This window comes from Gordonia sp. Z-3, from assembly GCF_036233855.1.
In the GTDB taxonomy this organism is placed as follows: domain Bacteria; phylum Actinomycetota; class Actinomycetes; order Mycobacteriales; family Mycobacteriaceae; genus Gordonia; species Gordonia tangerina.
On record NZ_JAZARS010000009.1, the window covers coordinates 157,284 to 181,546 of the forward strand.

General features: G+C 67.8%; 19 protein-coding genes. 6 read left to right on the forward strand and 13 right to left on the reverse strand.

Annotated elements, in window-relative coordinates; translation table 11 throughout:
* Positions 1-23: 23 nt before the first annotated feature.
* The gene (gene htpG, locus VX037_RS12690; RefSeq protein ID WP_328714518.1) at positions 24-2,012 is read right to left on the reverse strand and encodes a molecular chaperone HtpG; all 1,989 of its coding nucleotides are present in this window, start codon (positions 2,010-2,012) and stop codon (positions 24-26) included.
* 150 nt (positions 2,013-2,162) lie between these two features.
* Here htpG and VX037_RS12695 point away from each other — a divergent pair, with 150 nt between their 5' ends.
* Positions 2,163-2,918 (forward strand): PIG-L family deacetylase, encoded by a 756-nt coding sequence (locus VX037_RS12695; RefSeq protein WP_235724205.1) that lies wholly within the window; start codon positions 2,163-2,165, stop codon positions 2,916-2,918.
* 41 nt (positions 2,919-2,959) lie between these two features.
* On the opposite strand, the gene recD is transcribed toward VX037_RS12695, so the two are convergent.
* The 4 genes from recD to VX037_RS12715 form a co-directional block, all read right to left on the reverse strand.
* The gene (gene recD / locus VX037_RS12700; protein WP_287017094.1) at positions 2,960-4,879 is read right to left on the reverse strand and encodes an exodeoxyribonuclease V subunit alpha; all 1,920 of its coding nucleotides are present in this window, start codon (positions 4,877-4,879) and stop codon (positions 2,960-2,962) included.
* Positions 4,876-8,244 carry a UvrD-helicase domain-containing protein gene (locus tag VX037_RS12705; RefSeq protein WP_442903665.1) on the reverse strand — a complete coding sequence of 1,123 codons (3,369 nt, stop codon included), beginning with the start codon at positions 8,242-8,244 and terminating at the stop codon, positions 4,876-4,878. Before VX037_RS12705 ends, recD begins: the two co-directional genes overlap by 4 nt.
* Before the next feature lies 1 nt (position 8,245).
* Entirely contained in the window at positions 8,246-11,644 is a 3,399-nt protein-coding gene (gene recC / locus VX037_RS12710) for an exodeoxyribonuclease V subunit gamma (protein ID WP_328714520.1), read from the reverse strand.
* Between the two features lie 85 nt (positions 11,645-11,729).
* Complete coding sequence (locus VX037_RS12715) at positions 11,730-12,158, reverse strand: acyl-CoA thioesterase (RefSeq protein WP_328714521.1); 429 nt, start codon at positions 12,156-12,158, stop codon at positions 11,730-11,732.
* A gap of 150 nt (positions 12,159-12,308) precedes the next feature.
* Here VX037_RS12715 and VX037_RS12720 point away from each other — a divergent pair, with 150 nt between their 5' ends.
* Positions 12,309-12,947 carry a GNAT family N-acetyltransferase gene (locus VX037_RS12720; protein ID WP_287017097.1) on the forward strand — a complete coding sequence of 213 codons (639 nt, stop codon included), beginning with the start codon at positions 12,309-12,311 and terminating at the stop codon, positions 12,945-12,947.
* Positions 12,948-13,088: 141 nt separating this feature from the next.
* Positions 13,089-14,618, forward strand: coding sequence for an NAD(P)/FAD-dependent oxidoreductase (locus VX037_RS12725; protein ID WP_328714522.1), 1,530 nt, complete (start codon positions 13,089-13,091; stop codon positions 14,616-14,618).
* Between the two features lie 15 nt (positions 14,619-14,633).
* On the opposite strand, the gene VX037_RS12730 is transcribed toward VX037_RS12725, so the two are convergent.
* The 8 genes from VX037_RS12730 to VX037_RS12765 form a co-directional block, all read right to left on the reverse strand.
* Positions 14,634-15,350, reverse strand: a complete 717-nt coding sequence (locus VX037_RS12730) for an urease accessory protein UreD (RefSeq protein ID WP_235724211.1) — start codon at positions 15,348-15,350, stop codon at positions 14,634-14,636.
* A gap of 2 nt (positions 15,351-15,352) precedes the next feature.
* Entirely contained in the window at positions 15,353-16,039 is a 687-nt protein-coding gene (gene ureG, locus VX037_RS12735) for an urease accessory protein UreG (RefSeq protein WP_235724212.1), read from the reverse strand.
* Between the two features lie 43 nt (positions 16,040-16,082).
* On the reverse strand, positions 16,083-16,766 hold the full coding sequence (locus VX037_RS12740; protein ID WP_235724213.1) for an urease accessory protein UreF: 684 nt from the start codon (positions 16,764-16,766) through the stop codon (positions 16,083-16,085).
* 5 nt (positions 16,767-16,771) lie between these two features.
* The gene (locus tag VX037_RS12745; RefSeq protein WP_328714523.1) at positions 16,772-18,493 is read right to left on the reverse strand and encodes an urease subunit alpha; all 1,722 of its coding nucleotides are present in this window, start codon (positions 18,491-18,493) and stop codon (positions 16,772-16,774) included.
* On the reverse strand, positions 18,493-18,822 hold the full coding sequence (locus tag VX037_RS12750; protein WP_328714525.1) for an urease subunit beta: 330 nt from the start codon (positions 18,820-18,822) through the stop codon (positions 18,493-18,495). Before VX037_RS12750 ends, VX037_RS12745 begins: the two co-directional genes overlap by 1 nt.
* Positions 18,823-18,837: 15 nt before the next feature.
* Positions 18,838-19,140: an urease subunit gamma gene (locus tag VX037_RS12755; RefSeq protein WP_235724284.1), complete on the reverse strand. Its 303-nt coding sequence runs from the start codon at positions 19,138-19,140 to the stop codon at positions 18,838-18,840.
* A gap of 190 nt (positions 19,141-19,330) precedes the next feature.
* On the reverse strand, positions 19,331-20,575 hold the full coding sequence (locus tag VX037_RS12760; protein WP_328714526.1) for a DUF6986 family protein: 1,245 nt from the start codon (positions 20,573-20,575) through the stop codon (positions 19,331-19,333).
* Positions 20,572-21,027: a PaaI family thioesterase gene (locus VX037_RS12765; protein ID WP_328714527.1), complete on the reverse strand. Its 456-nt coding sequence runs from the start codon at positions 21,025-21,027 to the stop codon at positions 20,572-20,574. Before VX037_RS12765 ends, VX037_RS12760 begins: the two co-directional genes overlap by 4 nt.
* A 287-nt stretch (positions 21,028-21,314) precedes the next feature.
* Between VX037_RS12765 and VX037_RS12770 the strand changes: the two genes are divergently transcribed.
* The 3 genes from VX037_RS12770 (at position 21,315) to gndA (ending at position 24,252) form a co-directional block, all read left to right on the forward strand.
* Complete coding sequence (locus tag VX037_RS12770; protein ID WP_328714528.1) at positions 21,315-21,713, forward strand: BlaI/MecI/CopY family transcriptional regulator; 399 nt, start codon at positions 21,315-21,317, stop codon at positions 21,711-21,713.
* Between the two features lie 49 nt (positions 21,714-21,762).
* A complete protein-coding gene (locus tag VX037_RS12775) occupies positions 21,763-22,713 on the forward strand; it encodes a M56 family metallopeptidase (RefSeq protein WP_235724219.1) in 951 nt (316 codons plus the stop codon).
* A gap of 69 nt (positions 22,714-22,782) precedes the next feature.
* Positions 22,783-24,252, forward strand: coding sequence for an NADP-dependent phosphogluconate dehydrogenase (gene gndA, locus VX037_RS12780; protein ID WP_266061448.1), 1,470 nt, complete (start codon positions 22,783-22,785; stop codon positions 24,250-24,252).
* Positions 24,253-24,263 lie beyond the last annotated feature (11 nt).

Genomic DNA, 24,263 nt, shown 5'->3' on the forward strand with positions numbered 1-24,263 from the left:
CGAGAGGTGCCGCGGACGGCTCGCTACTTCTGACTCTCGGTGTGGAGAGTCTCGGTCAGATTGCCCGCCAACAGCTTCGCGAACTCGGCGGGGTCGCCCAGCTCGCCACCCTCGGCGATGACGGCCATACCGTAGAGCAGCTTCGCCGTCGGCACCAGGGCACTGTGGTCCTCGCCGACGCCGAATGCGTTGTTGAGGCCGACGATCAGCGGGTGATCGGCGTTGACCTCCAGCGCTCGCTTGCTCTTGGGCAGTTCCTGACCCGATGCGCGGTACAGCTTCTCCAACTGTGGTGACATCGAGAAGGTGTCGCCCACCAGGCAGGCGGCCGAATCGGTGAGCCGAGACGACAACCGCGCCTCGTTCACGTCGTCGGCCAATGTCTCCGCCAGCCACTCGAGCAGCGAGGCGAACTCCTCGGACTTCTTCTCCTTGTCGGCTTTGTCCTCGTCGGACTCCGTGTCATCGAGCGAGTCGAGATCTACCGCTCCCTTGGCGATCGAGGTGAACGACTTCCCGTCGAACTCGAGTCCGCTGGTCACCCACATCTCGTCGACCGGATCTGTCAGCAGCAGCACCTCGACGCCCTTGGCGCGAAACGCCTCGATATGTGGGGAGTTCTCGATCTGCTGTCGGCTCTCGCCGGTCATGTAGTAGATGGTGTCCTGACCGCTTGGCATCCGGCCGATGTAGTCGGCGAGCGTGGTGAGGCCGTCCGCGGAATCGGTGGAGGCAAACGAGGAGGCCTTGAGGATGGCGTCGCGATTGTCGAAATCGTTGACCAGGCCTTCCTTCCAGACCCGACCGAAGTTCTCCCAGAACGTCCGGTAGTCGTCCGGACGCGAGTCACGGAGATCACCCACGGTGGAGATGACCCGCTTGGTGAGCCGTCGGCGGATGGCCCGGATCTGGCGATCCTGCTGCAGGATCTCCCGCGACACGTTGAGCGACAGGTCCGCGGCGTCGACGACACCCTTGACGAATCGCAGATACTCCGGCATCAACTCTTCGCAGTCATCCATGATGAAGACACGCTTGACGTACAGGTGGATTCCCGAAGATCGCTCCCGCATGAACAGATCGAAGGGCGCCTGGGTCGGGATGAACAGCAGCGCCTGATACTCGAAGGTGCCCTCGGCCTTGACCGTGATGACCTCGAGGGGCTCATCCCAGGCATGGCTGACATGCCGGTAGAACTCGTGATACTCGTCCTGGGTGACCTCGTCGGCAGATTTGGCCCACAGCGCCTTCTGCGAGTTGATGGTTTCGGTGACGACCTCGGTCTTCGGTTCGTCCGTCCGCGGTTCGCCCGTCGACTCGTCGGACTCGCCGGAATCGTCGGATGCGACCGGCTTCTCGACGTCCATCCGGATGGGCCACGCGATGAAGTCCGAATAGCGCTTCACCAAGGCCCGCAGCTTTGCTGCGTCGGTGTAGTCGTACAGATGATCCTCGGTGTCGACCGGTTTGAGCGCCAGGGTGACCGACGTCCCCTGGGGCGCGTCGGCGACATCGTCGATCGTGTACGTGCCGTCGCCGGTCGATTCCCAGCGGGTCCCGGTGGCCTCACCGGCACGGCGGGTCACCAGGGTGACCCGATCGGCGACCATGAAGGTCGAATAGAAACCGATGCCGAACTGACCGATCAGCTCCTCACTGGCCGCGGCGTCCTTCACCTCGGCCAATTTGCGCCGCAGTTCCGCGGTGCCCGAGCGCGCGACGGTACCGATCAGGTTGATGACATCGTCGCGGGACATGCCGATGCCGTTGTCGCGGACCACCAATGTCCGCCCCTCGGGGTCTGCCTCGAGTTGAATGTGCAGGTCCCCCGCGTCGACGTCGAGTTCCTTGTCCTGCAGCGACTCCAACCGCAGCTTGTCCAGCGCATCCGACGAGTTGGAGATCAGCTCCCGAAGAAAGCTGTCCTTGTTCGAGTACACCGAGTGGACCATGAGATCCAGCAGCTGCCGCGTCTCGGCCTGGAACTCACGAACCTCTGTCTGACCAGTCATGATCGACCTCCGCTCAACCGTCACTGACGAAGCCGCAGTTTACCGACCACCCCATTGGCTAATCTGGGTGGGTCGACCGCTGTGCGGTGCTCGAACGCGCACCGCGGTATCGATGGCCGATGCCCCGCCGCACCATCGAAAGACCGGTGAATGCCAGCTCCTCGTCTGCTGTTCGTGCACGCGCACCCCGACGACGAAGCGTTGTGGACGGGTGGCCTGATCGCGCACCACACGGCGCGCGGTGGCGCCGCCGACCTCATCATGTGCACCTGGGCCGACGGCACGCACCGGCATCGCGAACTGATCGAGTCGATGCACGAACTCGGGTTGCCCGGCCCACCGATCATGCTGGGGTACGCCGACGACCGGGTACCCGAATCTGCTCCGGGAGCGCAGCGATTCTGCGCGGCGCCCTTCGATTCGGCGGTGCGCACGATGGTCGAGCACATCCGGCGGCTGCGTCCCGACGCCATCGTCACCTACGACGCCATCGGAATCTACGGCCATCCCGATCACATCCACGCCCACCGGTTGGCCTCGGTGGCCGCCGACGCCGCCGCCAGCCCCCGCCTGTACCGCTCGGCCGGCGACGCGTGGCAGACCCGATCGGTGTACTTCGTGACAATCGCCGATTGGATGGTCGACGACGTGCGCGACGACCTGTTCGCCTCCGTGCGTCGCGACCACCTGCCCGGTACCCCACCAGAGGGCATCGACCTCACGCTGGATGTCGGACGGTACGGGGAGCGCAAGGCGGCGGCCATCGCGGCACACCGCACCGAGGTCCGACGCAGCCGTACCATCCAGGGGCTGATGGCACTCCCGCCGGAGCGACGCGACCGGCTGCTTGCCTCGGAGAACTTCATCCGGCGCGATCTGGTACCGGGCGGGATCGAGATCTGCTGATCTCCAGCCGCGCAGGTTCAGCTGTCGACTCCCCCGGATTCCTACGGCGTCGTGACCGCGACCGGCGAACGCAGCCCACTTGCACGCTGGACCCGGCGGCGCACGGCCGCGGCCAACACGTCGGCGGAACCGACAATCCGGACGTGTCTGCGAGCTCGGGTCACGGCGGTGTAGAGCAGTTCTCGGGTCAGTAGCTCCGACCCCTCCGGCGGTAGCACCACGGTGACCCCGTCGAACTGGCTGCCCTGGCTGCGGTGAATCGTCATGGCATACAACGGCACCACATCGGCCAGACGAGTCGGATGCAGGCGCCGGATCTCGGTGCCGCGCCGGAAGACCACCTCCAGGGTGTTCCCGGAGCGGATCACCACACCGCTGTCACCGTTGAAGGTCGCGGTCTGCCGATCGTTGGCCGTCACCAACAGCGGCTCGCCCGGGTGCGCGGTCGGCGACGCCGCCCAGACGCCGCCGGGTGAGCTCGACCCCATGGCCGGCGATCGGCCGTGCCCGCTGTCCGTGTCACCCTCGGCCAACCAGTCCACCACCCGACGCGACCAGCCCTGCACACCCCAACTGCCATCGCGGTGAGCACACAGCACCCGGTGCGCGTCGAGGGCGTCCAGCGCGGCTGGTGCATCGCCCAGCGCGCCTGCACTCGACATCGCTGCTCCCCAGGCCGCCACGTCGGCCCGCACGCCGTCCAACTCGTCCGGCGACACCAGGCTGACCTCGGTGAGATCCGGGTCGGTCACCAGGGCGACCACGGCGTCGGCATCTCCACGGTTGATGGCCCCGGCAACCTCTGCGATCCCCCCGCCGAACCGATGGCCGCGCTGCAGCGTCACCACGCCGCGTTCCACCCGGTCACGATCGGCGAGGCCGGCCGGCACCGCCGATCCGATCCCCTCTGGCAGCGGGAGCGGCGCGATACCGGCTTCCCGGTCGACGAGGTCGGCCAGTACCGCACCGGCCTCGACCGAGGCGAGCTGATGCGGATCGCCGACGAGGATCACCCGCGTGTCCGGACGTACCGCATCCAGAAGTCGACTCATCGCCGTCATCGAGAGCATCGACGTCTCGTCGACCACCACCACGTCGTAGGGCAACTTGTTTCCGCGTCCATAGCGGGGGGTCGAACCGGGCCGCCAGCCGAGCAGTGAGTGCACGGTCACCGCGTGCACCGACGCCGGGGCCGCGGCGTCCGCCGACACCGCCGCCTGCAATTGCGCGGCCGCCCGACCGGTGGGCGCGCACAGCCCGATCCGGACCGAACCGCCGCCCAGCCGATCGAGCACCGACAGAATCCGCGCGACCGTGTACGTCTTGCCGGTGCCCGGTCCGCCGGCGACCACCAGCGTCCAGCTCACCGCAGCCATCTGCGCGGCCACTCGCTGAAGGTCCACCGATCCGGCCTCGGCAGGCCCGAACACGTCATCGACAGCCTCGGTGACCGCAGCCGGATCGACATCCGGACGTGTCTGCTCTCGCGCCATCAGCGCCTCGCGGATCAGCTGCTCCTGGCGAAAGTACTTGCGTAGGTAAAGCAGTGGGCCATCTGCAGAGGAGGCCAGAACCAGCGGCCGAAGTGGCCCGGTCCCGGCGCCACGCACCAGCGCGCTGTCGGTCAGCGCGCGGATCAGTTCCTCCGGCGCCGGCAGGTCCGGCGACACCGTTTCGGCCCAGGGACCGACGATCTCGGCCACCCGTGACACGGCCAGACATGTGGACCCGTATCGCACCGCACGAACGGCCAGGGCCGCTCCAACCTGGGCCACCTCGCCCACCGGTTCGCCACACAACCGGGCCAGCCTTTGCGTGATGTGCAGGTCTGCCGCGTCGAGTACACCCGAACGGCACAGGGTCGCCAACGCGCCCTCGGCTCCGGCGAACGATCGCGCATCGTTCACCGTGCGAGCCGGCCGCGGGTCGGCTGGGCGGTCGGCGGTCTCGGCTGCGCTCATCTGTCGCCTTTCGCCAGTAAACCCGACAGGTCCTCGACGAGGGAAGGAGGCACCGCCCACTCGAACACGCCGCAACCGGGCGGCGTGCGCGGTCCCACCATCCCCCGCACGAAGTGATATTGCACCGGGGCGAGGTGCTCGCCCGCCTGGTATCCGGGCAACCTCCATCGCAGGTATCTGTGCAACGCAACCGAATACAGCAACGCCTGCAGCGGATAGTTGGCCGCCGACATCTCGGCCGCCATCGACGTGCGATCGAAGTCCTCGGCGCTGAGTTCACCGGGCCGCAAGCGGTTGGTCTTGTAGTCGACGATCACGAAGCGGCCGGCAGGAGTGCGCAACACCGAGTCGATGCTGCCGGTCAGGAACCCGCGCAGGCGTTGCGGCGGCAGCGCGCGCAGCTGGGCACTGTATCCGGCCAGCGGATCGTCGGCGACGAGATGCCGGTCCATCAGGTCGGCGATCGCGGCGGTCGTCACCGCCGCGCCGGTCGCCGAACCATCGGCCAGCGGGAACTCGAACTCCATCTCGGCGAGGCGATCCCGTGGTCCGACCGACCACAGGTCACCGAAGCCGAGTGGCGTGGTCAACACTCCGACCAATGCTGCGGTGAGACGTTCCACGTCGACGTCGAGCATCCGCGCAGCGATCGCCTGTCCACACAGGTCCGCGACGTGCGCGCCCATGTCTGGCATGTCGGTGTCGACATACTCGAGCACCTCGTGCACCAGCGTGCCGAAGGCCGCACCGAAGGGCATGCCGTTCATCAACGACGGGGTGCCGGTCGGTTGTCCACCGGCTATCTGCACGGCTTCTCCCGGCTCGGCGGGTTCGTCGGCGATCAGGTCCGCATCGGACTCGCTGCCCGATTCCAGCACCGCGGGATGGCCATGTCCTGCACCGGCAACGATGGCGGAATACGATGTGCGACGCCAGCTCTGGTCGATGGTCCGGTCGAATCGGGCTGCCGACAGCCCCGTTGGCGGTGGCGCCGGCACCGGTGGGTCGATGCGACTGTCACCATCGCGGCCGGCCACCTCCACGCTGATGGCACCGTCGAGGCGATAACCCATCAGCACTCGCGCACAGGTGTCGTCGTCGGGGACGTCGAAGCTCTCGGGCACTACCGACGATCCCGCTGTGCGCCCGAACAACAGGCGGTGCAGTGCGGAGTTCCGCGTGTGATACGCCGGAGCCCACCACGCGACCACCTGCGATTGCGCTCGGGTCAGGGCAACATAGAGCAGCCGCAGCTCCTCCCCCGCCGCCTCACTCTCATGTCGCTGCCACCGTTGCCGATGGCCCGGCGCCTCGGTCCCGCCCACATCGAGCGCCCGCTCGGCGTGCGCATCGTGGAACGTGAAGGTGGCCCGATTCGCATTGCGCGCCCCATCCCATGCGAACGGCACGTAGACGATCGGGAACTGCAAACCCTTGCTGCGGTGCACGGTCATGATCTGCACCGCCTGGGTGTCGCGGTCGAGTCGCCGCGTCTGATCCTGATGACGTTGCCAGCGGGTGGTGTCGGCGATGCGGTCGGCGAGCCACTCGACCAGCCCACTGAGCCCGCACGCACTGTGCATGACCTCGACGTTGCACAGTGAGGCCACCTGGATCAGATCCGTCAGCTCGCGTTCCCCGTCGGGCCCGGCGAGCACACGTTCGGCCACCCGCATGCGGCTCATCAGGCGCTGTGCCATCGCCGCGAATCCGCCCTCGGCGAAGACGTGCCCGAAGCTCTGCAGACTCATCGCCAGGTCGGTGATGCCGGCGCCGTCATCGCAGGCGAGGGCGTCGACGTCCCAACCGATCAAGGTCCCGATCGCTGCCGTGCGCACCAAATCGGTACGCGCCGGCTGTTCGACCGCCCGGATCACCGCCAGCCACTGCCGCGCCGCGGCGGTGTGGAACACGCTGGTGCCCGATCCGATCACCGCCGCGACGCCATGGGCCTGCAGGTGTTGTTGCAGAGGTGCGATGGTCTTGTTGAGCGTCACCAGGATGGCGATGTCACCGGGCTCCACCGGCCGCACCGCCCCGTCGGCCTCGATCGTCGTCTTCGATGCCAGCAGTCCGGCGATGTCGGCCGCGACGTCGGCGATGACCTTGTCGCGGACCGCGCCGACGGTGGGGAATCCGCTCCGGTTGAGCACGGTGAAATCCCGCCGCGGCAGCGCGCGCAACCGCACCGGTGGCACCCCGTGCAGTCGGCTGCCGGATCGAGCCGCAGTGACCTCGTGCACCACGATGTCACCGTGCCCGAGTTCGGCGCCACCGTGCAGGCGGGCAAGGGCGTCCACCAGAGCACCATCGGAGCGTCGGTTGACATCGAGGACGCGTAGGGAATCGGCAGACCGTACCGCCTGCAGATAGCTGAGCACCTCGGCACCGCGAAAACCGTAGATGGACTGTTTGGGATCACCGACCAGCACCAGTCTCCGGCTGCCGTGAAAACAGCGGTGGACGATCTCCCACTGTTGGGGGTCGGTGTCCTGGAACTCGTCGACGAGCACGGCGTCGAACATCGCGCGGATACGTTTGCATGCCGCCGCCCCCACGACGGGATCGGTCACGATCCGAAACAGGATCATCTGCAAGTCGTCATAGGTGCGCAGACGCGAGGTCCGCTTGCGATCTTCGACGATCTCGCGGATACGTGCGGCAAACCGCACCCGGCGGTGCGCGACCATCGCATCGGGGGTATCGGCATCGCCGAGGTCGGTCTCCGACGGTGCGAGCGCGGTGGCCGGTTGCCGGATCGCGTCCCGGGCGATCTCGGTCGCGTCCCCGAGTGAGAAATCGGGGCGGTCGGCGCCGGCGTAGCCGCGGAGATAGAGATCGAGCGCGGCTTCGTCGACGAGATCATCGACGTCTTCCACGATCTCGTAGATCATCTCTCGTTCACCAAGGAAGCCCAGGGCATCGAGCATGCGGTTGCAGAAGGTGTGTGTGGTCGCGATGGTGGACGCATCGAAATCCGACAGCGCACGTACCAGCCGTTCCCGACGAAGGGCCACCTCGCCGACCTCGCCGTCGGCCAGGTAGCCAACCAGCGGGTCCGCGTGATCCGGGCCGTCCTCCGGACTTGTCAGCGCAGCAATGAGTTCCACCACGCGCTCTCGCATCCGCTCGCGCAGCTCGGCGGTGGCCGCGCGGCTGAAGGTGACCAGCAACAGCTTGTCGATCGGCACACCCTCGGCTATCAACCGGGCGCCGAGACCCACAATCGCGTAGGTCTTACCGGTGCCGGCGCTGGCCTCGAGGACGGTGGTCCCCTCAGGCAGAGGCGCGGTCACGTCGAAGGCCACGGGCACACGGCCCGGACCATGGCGGTAGTCGGTGTCGGTCATCTCGGGTCCGGTCATCTCAGGTCAGGGTCTCGTGTTCGAGCAGCGGGTCCCACACCAGGCGGGCCAGTGCACCGAACAGGGTGTCGCCGGGGTCTGCGGGCAACTGCGGTCCATCCCAGGAATCTTCGGATGGTACCGGCGCCGCGAGCACGTCTTCGAAGTCCACCGGCCGGGTGACGTCGCCGCCGAACACCATCCGCAGGTAGCGATCTCGCCCTGCACCGTAGTCGCCGTCGTACGCGCGGCGGGCCGCCGGCAGGGCACGGTCGGCGCCCCCCGAACGGCGATGGTGATCGGCAAACTCCGCGGCCGGGTCTAGTGGGAGCGGCAGCGCGCGGCGCAGCCCGAGGTCGCGCAACCCGATCAGGGAACAGAGTACGTCGAGCGGGTGCTCCGGGGCGGTGAGCAGAGACCGGGCAACCCCACCCGAACGGGTCGGTCGCCGCGCGATGACGGCTGCGGCGCGAACGTCGTCTCCGCGCCCCACCGCCTGCCGGGCGGCAGCGACGGCGAGCAGCCGGATCCACGCGGTCAACCGCTGTTTGGCCCGGAGCTTCGAATAGGTGGCCGTGATCACCGTGCCCGCATGGATGTCGCCGACCGTGCCGTATACGCGCCGGCCGTCGGGCAACGGAACCACCAGGTCGACCGTCGACGATGTGCCGACTCGAGCGGACTCGGCCGCCGCGAAGACCGCAGCCACGTCGGTCGAGATGTCGCGCAACTCGCGGGTACCGAATGCATACGGCGGCAGCGTTCCGCGGCGGAGTTCGGCGGCCTGGCAGGCGGCGAGATCGGTACCGGCGAGCATCCGCGCCAGGAATCTGTCGCCGATTGCCCAGCGGTCCAGCGGCGCGAGGGCGACGTCGAGTTGATCGGCGTGCGGGCGTTCCTCATCCGGGATGCGGGCGCCCAGTCGCTGCCGGACGAAACCCTCGATCGGATTGGTCAGGAAGCTGACCAGCGACGCGAGTTCGATGTCGTCGGGGTCGGGCGGGTCCAGGCGGCCGTCGGCGATCATCGAACGCCGCTCCGGCGTGGTCCCGGACGCCCGCGCTCCGGCGAGCAGGGCGGTGTCATAGGAGAACGGCTCGGCCACCCCGGCGATCGCACCGGGCACGAAATTGTCGGCGTCGAAGGCGTGCAGGGTGTGGCGACGAACGCAACTGTCAGGCGTTCGGGTGATCGCCGACACCGCGTCGACGAGTTCGCTGACGACCACGGCAGGTGGAATTCGCTGTCCCGAGACGGGGTCTGCGCCGCTGTAGAGCACCAGCAGATGCTCCTCGGCCGCGCAGATCGCATCGAGGAACAACTGACGGTCCTCGTCGCGTGGATTGCGTTCGCCCACCAGTGGCGCCCGTGCCGCAATGTCATCACCATCGTGGCGCAGCGCGCGCGGGAAGGCGTCCCCATCGACCCCGAGGAGCACGATCACCCGGTGCGGTACCGATCGCATCGGCACCATGGAACACACGGTCAACTCGCCGGTGCGGAAGTTGGCCCGGGTGGGCGCGGCCGACACGAGCCCGGCGATCAGGTCGCGGATGTCCCCCAACCGGAGCTCCACCTCTCCCCCGTCCGGTCCGCCCGCGGCGACCTCGCCCTCTTCGAACACTCCTGCGATCGAGCGGAGAGCCTGCGCCCGTTGCCATTCGGAGTCGACATCGGTGAGGACGAGTGCATCGATCGCGTCGGCGAGGATCTGTGTCCATGCGTTCGCCGGCTGGGTACCGCTCAGCGCGCCGAGTGTGGTCGACAATCTGTCCACGAATTCGGCGAACCGTCCGGCCAGGTCGATCTCGGTGCTCTCGACGCCACCGAGCGGTAGCGCGGTGTCGAGCCATTCATTGTCGGCCTCCTCCGCGACCGCGCCGAGCAGAATCCGGTCGATCCCGGTCTCGAAGGTGCCCTGTCGGAAGCCCTTGAGCCCGAACCGCCCCCGCTGCGAATCGTCGATCGCCCAGCGGATATTGCTGCCCACCAACCATTCCCGGATCACCTCGAGATCGTCGTCGGTGAGGTCGAAGCGCATGCGCACGGGCTCTCGGCCGAGCAGGTCCAGTACGGCACCGGCGGTGACCCGCCCGGCCGCGAGTTCGACAACTGCCGCGACCACGTCGAGCACGCTGTTGGTGTGCCGCAGGCCCCGATCGGCCAGGCGTACCCGCAGGTCGAAAGCCGGATGCCCGAGCCCCGGCTGACCGAATGCACCACGCACCAACGGCGCGAAGGCCTCCACGTCGGGACACATGATCAAGACGTCGCGCGGCTGCAGGCCGGCGTCGGCGGCGAACAGGTGCAGCAACCGGTCGCGCAACACCTCGACCTGTCGTTCCGCGCCATGGCACGCGTGTACCTCTACGGAAGTGTCGGCATCGCGCACGGACGCGCTCGGTTCGTCGGCGCGCAGACCTGCCTGCAGTGCGGCCAGCACGGAATTCTGCGGCGCGGCAGCCGTCGGGGGGTGATGGTGGTCGCGGTCGACCACCGGCGCCACTCTGCGCTGCAACTCCTGGACGTCGCGGGAGAGTCCGGCGAGCAGCGGATGCGCGAGTCGGGGCGGTGGATTGTCGGCCCGCCGCCGCGCACCGGTGGGCGCGGCCGCGGCCAGGGTCTCCCACAGCGCCGGACTCGGATGCGGCACGAACAGGTGCACCTCACGGTGCGCCGACACCGCCGACAGCACGTCGAGCAGTGATTCGGTGACACGGGTCGGGCCGAACACCGACAGCCGCTCGGGAAGGTCGATCGCGTGCGGGTTCTCGCGCACGACCGCGCAACGCTCGGCGAGTTCTTCTGCCGGGTGCGGATGACCGATCTCACGTCGGACCGCGCGCCAGAAGTCCGGCTGCCAGGCCAGGTCGTCGGGTACGGGGGCGCCTGCGCCATCGGTGTCGGAGCCATCGGCCCACGCGGCAAGCATCGCCGGTCGCTGACGGCCGTAGGAGTCGAAGAGCTCGGCGATCTGGCGGGCGGTGGCATAGCGGCGACCGCGCCGGTGATCGTCTGCCCCGGCGCCGGCGCCAACATGACGCGCCAGCACGGCCAGGCGTGGATCGTCGATCAATTCGTCCAACACCCGCAACACCGGCCAGGTCATCGCACCGGGCCACCAGCGGCGGCCTGCCGATACACCGGTGGCGTCCGCACCGTCGGCACGACGCTCGGCGCACTCCAACACGCGATCGGTCAGGCGTGCGGGCGAGGTGAAGTCCAGGTTGGCGGCCACGCCGTCGTGCCCACGCGTCGTGCCCAGCCGGGTAGCCAGCCGCTGTTGTAGCCAACGTTCCACGCCCGGCGCGGGCACCGAGACGATTTCGGTGGTCATCGGATCGGGCAGCGGCGTCAGCAGCAGGTGTGCCAGTGCATCGGCCAGAGCATCGGTCCGTTCCGCCCGATGGAGATGGAACATGTGCTGGCGCCTCCTGTGCGTCGTCGGCTGACGTCGCGCGACTCGTTCTCCGCGTCGTTCGATGTGCTGCTCGTGCCGTGGCCCGTCACCGCACCGGCAGGCCGGCGTCGGCCACGTAATGGGCCTCGAGCACCTCGCGCACCTCATCCGGCGGCGGTGTCGGCCGCCCGGTGCGCGGGTCCACCGACACCATGGTCGTCTCGGCGACGGCACAGGTGATGCCGGCCCGATCGATCAATGTCAGCGAGAGGTTGAAGGACGTGGTGCCGACCCGACTGACGCAGGAGCGGACCGTGACCGGTTCCACCGAGTAGTCGAGGACGGCGGAGAAGACGATCTCCTGGCGTGCCACCAACAGGGAGAAGCCGGCGGGCCGGTGCGGAAGCCACCGGGCGAACGACCGCACTCGCGCTTCCTCGAAGATCCGCGCGAACTGCACGTTGTTGATGTGATTGTTGATGTCCATGTCGCCCCAACGCAGCTGGATCGACAGGTCGAGATGTTCGTCGGCCACGTTCGAGAACCCTAGCCGCTGCCCCCGACGGACTGCGATCCGACGAAACGACGACCACCGTTTCCGGATCGACACACGGGTGGCGATGACCGCATCTCGCGGAAAGAGAACCGTACACTCACCGCAGAGCACTTCGGCGAGGGGGAGATCGTGATTCTGGAGACCGCGCGACTCCGGCTTCGGCCGGTCAGCGGGTCCGACGTCGATGCCCTGGTACGTCTCGACGGCGATCCCGAGGTCATGCGTTATGTTAGCGGGGGTGCGCCGACCCCTCAGGAGGTCATCGAAGGCTGGGTGCTGCCCCGCGCCGAGGCCGAGCGTCGAGCCCACCGGACCGGGATGTGGACCGCGCTGGACCGCGACGCCGGGCACTTCCGCGGCTGGTTCGCGTTGCGGACACCTCGGCACAGTCACCACCCCGAGGTGGAACTCAGCTATCGCCTGGCCCGCGAGGTGTGGGGTCGCGGGCTGGCCACCGAGGCGGCCCACGCACTGCTGGACATGGCGTTCCGCGAACTGGGCACCGAACGGGTGTTCGCCAGCACAATGGCTGCCAACATCGCGTCCCGGCGCGTCATGGAGAAGATCGGCATGCGACTGTCGGCTATCCACCTCTGCGATGAGGACATCCTGTTCGGTTCCGGTTCCGGCGAGGTGGAATACGAACTGCTGCACAATCATTGGGAGACCACCACGATGAGCTGGTGTCACGCTCGGACGCCGATCGGGCGATCGCAGCGCCTGGTCACAGAGCCGGGCCGCCACGCGTTCGGCGACCTGACCGCCTGACGCCGGACCGGTGACAATCGGACAGTTCCGGCAGCGGGACGGATCGCGGGGGTCCTCGTCCGGATCTTTCGGCGATGATTGACTACCGTTAGTGGTGCGCGGCAGCAGCCCAACAGCCCACCGACAGGAGATGTTCCTCAGATGAGCAGCCCCACTCCGACCACCACGCGTCCGCATGTCGTCATCGTCGGTTCCGGATTCGGTGGTCTCTTCGCAGCCCAGCGTCTGGGCAAGGCAGACGTCGACGTCACCCTGATCGCCAAGACCACCCACCATCTGTTCCAACCGATGCTCTACCAGGTGGCGACCGGAATCATCGCCGAGGGCGAGATCGCCCCGGCCACCCGCGTCGTCATGCGGAAACAGAAAAACGTCACCGTCTTGCTCGGTGATGTCTTCGACATCGACCTCGACGGAAAGAAGGTGACGTCGAGGCTGCTCGAACGCATCACCGTCACTCCGTATGACAGCCTGATCATCGCGGCAGGCGCCGATCAGTCCTACTTCGGTAACGATCATTTCGCCGAGTACGCACCGGGTATGAAGACCATCGACCACGCCCTCGAACTGCGTGGCCGCATCCTGGGTGCCTTCGAGCAGGCCGAGTTGTCCGACGACCCCGAAGAGCGCGCCAAATTGCTCACCTTCGTGGTGGTGGGCGCCGGACCGACCGGTGTCGAGCTCGCAGGTCAGATCGCCGAGATGAGCGACAAGACCCTCAAGGGCACCTTCCGCAACATCGACCCGACCGAAGCCCGCGTGATCCTGCTCGACGCCGCACCCGCCGTGCTCCCACCGTTCGGTGAGAAGCTCGGTCGCAAGGCGGCCGAACGCCTCACCAAGATGGGCGTGGAGATACAGCTCAACGCGATGGTCGTCGACGTCGACTACGACGGCCTGGTCGTCAAGGAGAAGGACGGCAGCACGCGACGCATCGAGTCGCAGTGCAAGGTGTGGTCGGCCGGCGTGCAGGCCAGTCCGCTCGGACAGCAGCTCGCCGAGCAGTCGGGCGTTGAGCTCGACCGCGCCGGACGGGTCAAGGTGCTGCCCGACCTCACCATTCCCGACAACCCGTATGTGTTCGTGGTCGGCGACATGATGGCGGTCGACGGGGTGCCCGGAGTGGCGCAGGGCGCGATTCAGGGTGGCCGTTACGCCGCCGACGCGATCAAGGCCGGTCTGCACGGACAGACACAGGAGCAACGCAAGCCGTTCAGCTATTACGACAAGGGGTCGATGGCCACGATCTCGCGGTTCAGCGCGGTGATGCAGGTGCCGGTGCCCGGCACGAAGAAGAAATTCGAGACCGAGGGATACTTCGCCTGGCTGGGCTGGCTGGCCTTGCACCTGGTCTACCTGGTGGGCTTCCGCAATCGACTCAACACGCTGATCAACTGGTTCTTCGCCTTCAGCACCCGTGGCCGTACCCAGCTCGCGGTCACCGAACAACAGGTCTACGCGCGGACCGCACTGGGTGCGTTGTCGGCGCTCGAGGGCAAGTCCGAGGACGAAGCAGTCGTCGAGGCAACCGGGGCGATTCCCTCGACGCGGGCGCCCGGGACCGAGTCGGTCCCATCGTCGCAATCGGAGGCAAGTGGATCCGACGAGCCCGAGCCGTCGGCGCCGGAGTCGCAATCGTCGGACACGCAGGCGCGGGCCGAGGCCGGCTGACCGAGCGAGCAGGCCTCACCTGGCGGCCAGGGCCGCCAGATCGAGGTCGTCGGCCAGCGACCGCGTGTGCTGCGCCGACGAACCCAGCGCCGTGGTGAGGGTTGCCGGCGAGCCCTGATCGGGCGCGGCCAGTTCGAGGCGCGTCGCGTAGGCCACCTCGGAGACCGCCGCCTCGCGCGCATCCGGATACCGCAACACGCTGCTGACCGCCCGATGCCCGCTGCCGGCCGGATCACCCAATCCGAGCCGATGCCGCAGCAGCGGGCCGTCGCCGACATCCATCCGCAGCGCACCCTGCCACCGCGCACGCTCGACGTCCTCGGCACGTTCCACGGATCGTCCGAGTTGAGCGTGTTCGGCGACGATGACGGTGGCCGACGGGTCGGCAACGATCGCGGTCGAGGTGCGGTGGTCGGCACCACCGGCCACGACGGTCGGTTGCGGGTCGAGGTGCAGCCGACCGCCCGCGCCCACCTCGATGTCCCATGTCATCACCGAGTCGGGCCGGTTGCGTGCGGGCAGCGCCAGCGTCGCGGCGACTGTTGTGAGGTGCAGCGAGGCGCCTGCCTCGACCACCACGCGAACATCGATCGTGTCACCCCCGAGCGGTGTCGCGGCGGTACTGATCAGGTGGACGGTCTCCACGCCGGTCTGCCGTGCTGCGAGACCACCGACCGCGGCGACGCGCGGCGAGCGGCCACGAACGGCCACGATCTCGATCTGGGTGCGCACGGTCAGCCGGTCACCGCGACCTCGGCCAACTGACGACGGACCCAGGCCAACACATCGGTGGCCGCGGGATCATCGGTCAGCGAGATCATCGCCGTCGGACGCCCCTCCCGCACGCGTTCGGCGTCGGTGCGCATCACCTCGAGATCGGCATGCACCTGCTGCGCCAGATCGGTCTTGTTGATGACCAGCAGATCCGAATACGTCACGCCGGGGCCACCTTTGCGCGGAACCTTGTCGCCCCCGGCCACGTCGATCACGAAGATCTGGGCATCGATCAGGCCCGTGGAGAAGGTGGCGGTGAGGTTGTCACCGCCGGACTCGACCAGGATCAGGTCCAGCGGCGGATTACTCGCGACGAGATCGTCGATCGCGTCGAGATTGGCGGTGATGTCGTCGCGGATGGCGGTGTGTGGGCATCCGCCGGTCTGCACTGCGGTGATGCGCTCGTCGGGCAGAACCGCGTTGCGGCGCAGAAAGTCGGCGTCCTCGGTGGTGTAGATGTCGTTGGTCAGCACAGCCACCGAGAGTTCGTCGCGGAGTTGACGGCACAAGGCGGCGACGAGCGCGGTCTTGCCCGAGCCGACCGGGCCACCGATCCCGATGCGCAACGCCTCACCCGGTTCGCGGTGACGGCGCGGTCGGGAGTGGTCGTGGCCGTGTGGCTGTCCATCGATGAGATGCGGGGGCATGTCGTCCTCTCGTGGGTCGGCTGCGGATCGGTGTGGTGTCCGGTCAGGACACGAACAAGGGCATGTCGCGGCGCTCGTGACGTTCGGCGAACACGTCGAGCATCGGGTCGGAGAGATCGGCTAGTTCGACGGCGGCCGCGGCGGCTACCCGCTCGCATTCCGACCCGAGATCGGCAATCACCACCGCGACATCTGCCGGGTCGAGCGCGAGCAGCCGTTGGCCGGCCGTCGCCGCTCCGCTCATCGTCGTGTAGACGAGGATCAACGCGGTGTGGAAGCCGGACAATTCACTGATGCGGCCGACCGCTCCCGAGATGACCGGCAGGTGCGTGCGCGGCGTGTGGTCACTCCAGTCATGCTGCGGCCACAGGCGGCCGGCGAGTCGACGCATACCCCTGCCCTGGGCCAGCGAGGCACGGCGGCCGGCCGCCGACGGTGTGCGCGCATCGGTCTCCCGTTGCGCGGTCGGGACATCGATTGTTCCGTCGGCCACGGCGGCGGCGATCGACGCGGCCACGAGCCCACTGGTGGCGACTCGACGCCGAAGGAACTCCGCCAGGGTTGTCGCGTCGACGACGACCCGATCGGCGATGGCCTGTTCGACACCGCCGGAGTGCACGTGTCCACCGATCGGCAGTCGCGAGTCGGCGAGTGTGAGCATCATCGACAGCTGCGAGCGGGTCTCGGGGTTCGGCATCGGGCTGTTCGGCATGAGATTGTTCGGCATCGGACTCAGAACAGGAAGTACCGCTGCGCCATCGGCAGTTCGGTCACCGGTTCGCTGTCCCAGACCTCGCCGTCCACCCGCACCGTGAAGGTGTCGGGTTCGATGGCGATCTCCGGGGTCTCCGCGTTGTTGATCATGTCGGCCTTGCCGATTCGGCGGGTGTCGCTCACCGCCACCAACCGACGGTCGAGCCCGAGGGCTTCCTCGATCCCGGCGTCGAGCCCGCCCTGCGCGACGAAACTCACCGACGTCGCCGCCGCTGCCCGCGGTGCTGCGCCGAACATCGGACGCGGCAACACCGGTTGCGGTGTGGGAATACTCGCGTTGGCGTCTCCCATCGCCGCCCAGGCGATGGCGCCGCCCTTGATCACCAGATCCGGCCGTACGCCGAAGAACGCCGGATCCCAGAGCACGAGGTCGGCGAGTTTCCCGGTTTCGACGGAACCGATCTCGCGGTCGAAGCCGTGTGCGACCGCCGGGCAGATCGTGTACTTGGCGATGTAGCGCCGTGCCCGGTTGTTGTCGGCCGCACCGTCACCGGGCAATGCGCCGCGTTTGGTCTTCATGACGTGAGCGGTTTGCCAGGTCCGCAGCACCACCTCGCCGATCCGTCCCATGGCCTGCGAATCCGAGCCGATCATCGAGATGGCGCCGAGGTCGTGCAGGAGATCCTCCGCGGCGATGGTCGACGGTCGAATCCGGCTCTCCGCGAACGCTAGATCCTCGGGCACAGTCGGATTGAGGTGATGACAGACCATCAACATGTCGAGGTGTTCGTCGAGTGTGTTGACCGTGTGCGGACGCGTCGGGTTCGTCGAACTCGGCAGCACGTTGGGGTGCGATGCCACCGTCATGATGTCGGGCGCGTGCCCGCCGCCGGCACCCTCGGTGTGATACGCATGAATGGATCGGCCGGCGATGGCGCCGATGGTCTGCTCAACGAAGCCGGCTTCGTTGAGTGTGTCGGAGTGCAGCGCCACCTGCACCCCGGTCTCGTCGGCGACACGCAGGCACGCGTCGATCGCCGCCGGCGTACTCCCCCAGTCCTCGTGAAGCTTGAAGCCGGATGCGCCCGCACGGATCTGCTCGTGCATGGATTCTGCGGACACCGTGTTTCCCTTACCCAGCAACGCGATGTTCATCGGCCAATGGTCGGTGGCACCCAGGATCGACGCCAGGTGCCACGCGCCCGGCGTGACGGTGGTGGCCTTGCTGCCCTCGGCGGGCCCGGTGCCACCGCCGATCAGAGTGGTGATCCCGTTGCCCAGCGCCTCGTCCATGATCTGCGGACAGATGAAGTGGACGTGGCAGTCGATCCCCCCTGCGGTGAGGATCTTGCCGTTGCCCGCGATGATCTCGGTGGACGGCCCGATCACCAGGTCCGGGTGCACACCGTGCATGGTGTCCGGATTTCCGGCCTTGCCCAGCGCGGTGATTCGCCCGTCTCGGATTCCGACGTCCGCCTTGATGATTCCCCAATAGTCGAGGACCACCGCGCCGGTGATCACCGTGTCCGGCGCGCCGTCGGCGCGGGTGGCACGGCTCTGGCCCATCGACTCCCGGATGACCTTGCCACCCCCGAACACCGCTTCATCACCGGCCAGACCCGGTCCGCCGCACCGGTCTTCGGTGACCTCGAGCAGCAGGTCGGTGTCGGCGAGGCGAATCCGGTCACCGACGGTGGGGCCGAAGAGCTGCGCGTAACGATCTCGTCCGAGCGTCGCCATCAGTCAAGCCTTCCCGGTGCGTCGAGCGAGATGCCGTAGACCTCGCGGGTGCCGCCGAGGGCGACGAGTGTCACCGTCATCTCGATCCCCGGCTCGAATCGGACCGCGGTGCCCGCCGGGATGTCGAGGCGATGGCCATGGGCGGCCGACCGATCGAAATCCAACGCGGCGTTGGCCTGTGGGAAGTGGACATGACTGCCCACCTGGACCGGACGATCACCGGTGTTGATCACGCTCAGCATGATGGCGTCGGCACCCTCGTTCAGCTCGATGGTGCCTTCGGCGGGCAGGATCTCGCCGGGAACCACCGACGACTGCGTTCGCGACATATCGGCCTCTCGCGGTCAATCGATCGGATTGTGCACGGTGACAAGCTTCGTGCCGTCCGGGAAGGTGGCCTCCACCTGCACGTCGTGCAGCATCTCGGGTACACCGGCCATGACGTCGGCGCGGGCCAGGACCTCGCGGCCCGATGACATCAGCTCGGCGACCGTCCGGCCGTCCCGGGCGCCCTCGAGGACATGATCGGTGATCACCGCGACTGCCTCGGGGTGGTTGAGCAGCAACCCACGCGCCTGTCGGCGCCGAGCCAGCTCCGCGGCATAGGAAATGAGCAAACGTTCCTGCTCATGCGGCGACAGACGCACCAGTTCCTCTCCTAGCGACACGGATCCGATCATTGCGACCACACCCATCCGGCGACGGCGCACGCCCAACACCCGGCGTTGCGTAGGGATCATCCTGCCATGACCAGAACCATACCGGCGCGGTGAGCGCGCTCGACGCGGTCGATCCCGCCGGCGGGACGCGGGCGCGTATCGCCGGCCGGACAGCCGGTCAGGCCGGCAGTCCCCCGCCACCGGCGCGCAGCGCGGCCAGCCGTTCGGTGGTGCACAGTGGCGCGATCTGCTCGACCTCATCGATGGTGAACGCCTTGGCCGCGAGCCCGCGCTGCAGGACCGATGCCAGCGACATCGCGGTGGCCGGTTCGTCGACGACGTCGGAGGCGGTGCGATCGAAATAGGCCTGTAGCCGACGGGCCGCGGTGGGCATCGCCGACCGGAAGAACCCGATCACCGCCGTCCAGCGAGTGACCAGGTGTCCCGGATGCATGTCCCATCCTTGATAGAAGCCGCGTTCCAACGACCGCAGCACCAGACCGTGATGGCGTCGGACCGCGGCCGCCACCGTGTCCGGTGTGCCCACCGGGACGACCTGGGTGGAACCATCGCTGATCCACACCCCGGTCTGCGCGGCGGCCGCCTGCATGACGGCTTTCGCATGGTCGGCGACGGGGTGGGCCAACGACTGCTGCGCCGAGACGATTCCTGCGGCCGCACTGTAATCGTAAGTGCCGTAGTGCAACGCGGACAGCCTCGGCATACCGCGGTGGATCGCTTCGGCAACGGTTGCGCGTCCGTCGGCACCCACCACGGCCTGCGGGATCTCCACCTGGAGCTCGTAACGCAATGAGTACTCCGCCAGTCCGTGCACACGTTCCAACGCCGCGCAGAGCGCGTTCACTGCATCCACCTGGCGCGCGTCACGCAATTTGGGCACGGTGAACACGAAGCCGTCCGGAACACCGCCGGCGCCGTCGAGAACGAGTTCGAGGGTGCGCAGCCCCCGTGCCCGCTCGTGCGCGCCGAGGCCCTTGGCCCGCACTCCGGCACTGCGGGGCGCTCCCGGACCGGAACGCGTCCAATCGGCGAGTATCTCGCCGGCCCGACGTGCATCCGCGTCCTCGGCCGCGTCCGCGCGCCAGCCGTACCCGTCCTCGAGATCGATCCGTAGGTCCTCGACCGGCTCGCTGCGCAGTCGCTGCCGGGCGAGGTCGACCACAGTGGCATCACCGGCGAGCTCCACCAGCAGTTCACCGACCTCGTCGGCCACCATCGTCGCGCGCTCACCCCATGCCCGCGGGGTGTCGATGTCGACATCGGCGGCGCTGACATACACGGTGTGCGCGGGCTGCGGTTGCGGCCGGTCGCCCGGATACCCGGCGGCCAGATCGGCGTCCACCGCGGCCAGGAGGTCGTCGATGTGTGACCGCGCCTCATCGGGCAAGCCACGCCCGGTCATGCGCCGGGGGTGACGCCCGGAACGGTCACTCCCTCGGGCAGCTCGATGTTCTGCAGCCGGACCTGCGAGGTGGCCACCAAACGGCCGTCGCCGTCGGTCATGGTGACCCGCCACAGTTGCTGCCGCCGGCCCCTGTGAACCGGCGTGGCCTCCACGGATACCGCGCCCGTGCTGATGGATCTGAGGAAGTCGGTGTTGTTGTTGACCCCCACCGCAGTGCCTCCGATGCCGCTGGACTGCAGCCAGGTGAACCCGCCGATGGAGGCCGTGCCCTCGGCGAGCGCGCAGTAGACACCGCCGTGCACGATGCCGAAGGGCTGATGGTGCTGCTCCGACATCTCCACCGAGCCGGCCACCAGATCCGCGGTCACGTCTGTCAGGCGCAATCCCAATGCGGCATCGAACCCGCGTCCGAAGGTGTCTTTGATCGACTGCTCGTTGTCCACACTCATTCCATGAGACTGGCACGAGCCGCTGCGATGGGTGCGGCGAGGTCACCGACTTCGTCGTTCGACATATGGGTCCGGGAACCGGTAGGCCCCACGATGCGTTACATCGTGGGGCCTACCGCGGCGTGGACCGGGGGTCTCTGCAGCCCTCAGGACTCTCGCTCGGTCCGACGTGACTCAAATGTAGGGTAGCCTTACCAATGTTGTCAAGGGTGCAGCGGAAACTGATGGGTGACGTGTTCGCGACCGGCCGATGACCGGTCTGCACGAGCAAGAGAAGCGGAAGTAAAATGCGAAGAATGAACGGGCTGGGCGACCTCGAACGAGCAGTCATGGACACCCTGTGGGAGAGCTCGGAGCCCCAGACGGTCCGACAGGTGCACGAGACGCTGTCGCGAGATCGCTCGCTGGCGTACACGACGGTGATGACCGTGCTGCAGCGACTCGCGAAGAAGAACCTGGTCACACAGATCCGGGACGATCGCGCACACAAGTATGTCCCCACCCATCCCCGGGAGGACCTTGTCGCCAGCCTGATGGTCGACGCCCTCAGCGAGGCGGATGCGCCCGGTTCGCGACACGCCGCACTGGTGTCCTTCGTCGGCCGGGTCGGCGCCGACGAGGCAGCAGCCCTACGGTTGGCGCTCGATGAACTCGAATCCGCCCGCGGTACGGGCGAAACGGGTTAGATTCGCCGCAGTACAGCCCACCGCCCACAGCCCACGCGAGGACGTATCGATGACCGCGCTCTTCTTCGGCATCCTGACCTTGGTGTTGGTCGGCCCCGCTGCCGAAGCCATGTCGCGGGCCTCCTGGCCGGTCAAGGCCCCCCGCGCGGCGATGACCCTGTGGCAGGCGATCGCGCTGGCCGGGGTGCTCTCGGCATTCAGCTGCGGGCTGGCCATCGCGGCGAATCTGTTGGCGCCGGGCCCAGACGGTGCGCCGACCACCAACCCGCTGCATGAGATCGAACGACTCGGCCTCCCCCTGTGGCTCACCCTCGTCGGCGTGTTCGCCCTGACCCTGATGATCGGTGCCCGCCTGATGTACACGGTGATCCGTGTCGGAGTCCGCACCCGGGCGCGACGCCACACCCACCGTCAGCTCATCGACATCCTGGACCGCTGCGACCGCAGCGACACCTCACATCCGCTGTTCGGGCGCGACGTGCGCATGATCGACGTCGAACAACCCCTCGCCTACTGCCTGCCCGGTCTGCGTCAGCGGGTCGTCGTCAGTGAGGGCGTCGTCGCCCGACTGTCGCGTGAAGAGCTGATCGCCGTCCTGGCACACGAACGTGCGCACCTGCGCGCGCGCCACGACCTGGTCCTCGAGGCCTTCATCGCGCTGCACGAAGCCTTCCCCCGAGTGGTGCGCAGCAAGTCGGCGCTCGGCGCCGTCGAGTTGCTCGTGGAATCCCTGGCCGATGACCAGGCGGTACGCGCGACGGCTCCGACGACACTCGGACGTGCCCTGGTCGCGTGCGCGGATGCGGTCGCACCACGGGGCGCAATGGCCGTAGGCGGCCCGACGACGCTGGCACGCATCCACCGTCTGCGCGACGAGCGTCCCACCCGACTGCTCGCGACCGCCGCCTACGCCGCGGCCGCGGCAATTCTGGTCGTGCCGACTTTGGCCGTGGCGATCCCCTGGCTGACCGAGCTCAGTCGGTTGATCTCGGCAGCGTGAACCACCTCACAGCCACGGGCATGACCCTCCCACTCGTGACCGGCCGGTCCACGCAATAGGCTTGCAGCCATGACGACTTCTGCCGCCACCGGTTCCGACTCCCCTGACTCGACAAAGGCCCAGATCGGCGTCACCGGTCTCGCCGTCATGGGCTCGAATATCGCCCGCAACTTCGCACGCAACGGCTACACGGTCGCGCTGCACAACCGCAGCATCGCCAAGACCGACGCGCTGTTGTCCGAACACGGCTCGGACGGTTCGTTCATCCGCACCGAGACCATGGAAGAGTTCGTCGCGGCCCTGGAGCGTCCGCGCCGGGTGCTCATCATGGTCAAGGCCGGCGATCCCACCGACGCGGTGATCGAGGAGCTCGCCGGCCTCATGGAGGAGGGCGACATCATCATCGATGGTGGCAACTCGCTCTACACTGACACCATCCGTCGAGAGTCGGCGATGTCGGCCCGCGGACTCAACTTCGTCGGCGCGGGGATCTCCGGCGGCGAGGAGGGCGCCCTCAACGGTCCGTCGATCATGCCCGGCGGACCGAAGGAGTCATACGAGTCGCTCGGGCCACTGCTCGAACAGATCTCGGCACACGTCGACGGTGAGCCGTGCTGCACACACATCGGTCCGGACGGTTCCGGGCACTTCGTGAAAATGGTGCACAACGGTATCGAGTACGCCGACATGCAGCTCATCGGCGAGGCCTACGACCTCATGCGCAAGGCCCTCGACATGCCGGTCGCCGACATCGCCGACGTCTTCCGGGAGTGGAATTCCGGCGACCTCGACAGCTACCTGGTGGAGATCACCGCCGAGGTGCTCTCCCAGGTCGACGCCGAGACCGGCAAACCACTCGTTGATGTGATCACCGACGCCGCGGGCCAGAAGGGCACGGGCCGGTGGACGGTGAAGTCGGCACTGGATCTGGGCATCCCGACCACCGGTATCGCGGAGGCCGTCTTCGCGCGGGCGCTGTCGAGTGCAACCGATCAGCGCAAGCAGGCCCAGGAACTCGAATCGGGCACCCTGTCGGCCGCACCCGCCGACGCGAAGACCTTCGTCGACGACATCAACAAGGCTCTCTATGCCTCCAAGGTCGTCGCCTACGCCCAGGGATTCGATCAGATCGCCGCCGGCAGCGCCGAATACGGCTGGGACGTGACCCCCGGAGACCTCGCCACCATCTGGCGCGGCGGGTGCATCATCCGGGCGAAGTTCCTCAACCGCATCCGCGATGCGTATGCCGAGAATCCGGAACTGCCCAGCCTGCTGCTCGCGCCGTACTTCCGCAGCGCCGTCGAAGACGCGGTGGACAGCTGGCGTCGGGTGGTGGCCACCGCCACCACCATGGGCATCCCGGTGCCGGCGTTCGCGTCGTCGCTCTCTTACTACGACGCCCTGCGCAGCGAACGGTTGCCGGCCGCCCTCACCCAGGGGCTGCGTGACTTCTTCGGTGCGCACACCTACCAGCGCATCGACAAGCCGGGTACGTTCCACACGTTGTGGAGCGGAGACCGGACCGAAGTCACGGCCTGAGAGGAGCTCCG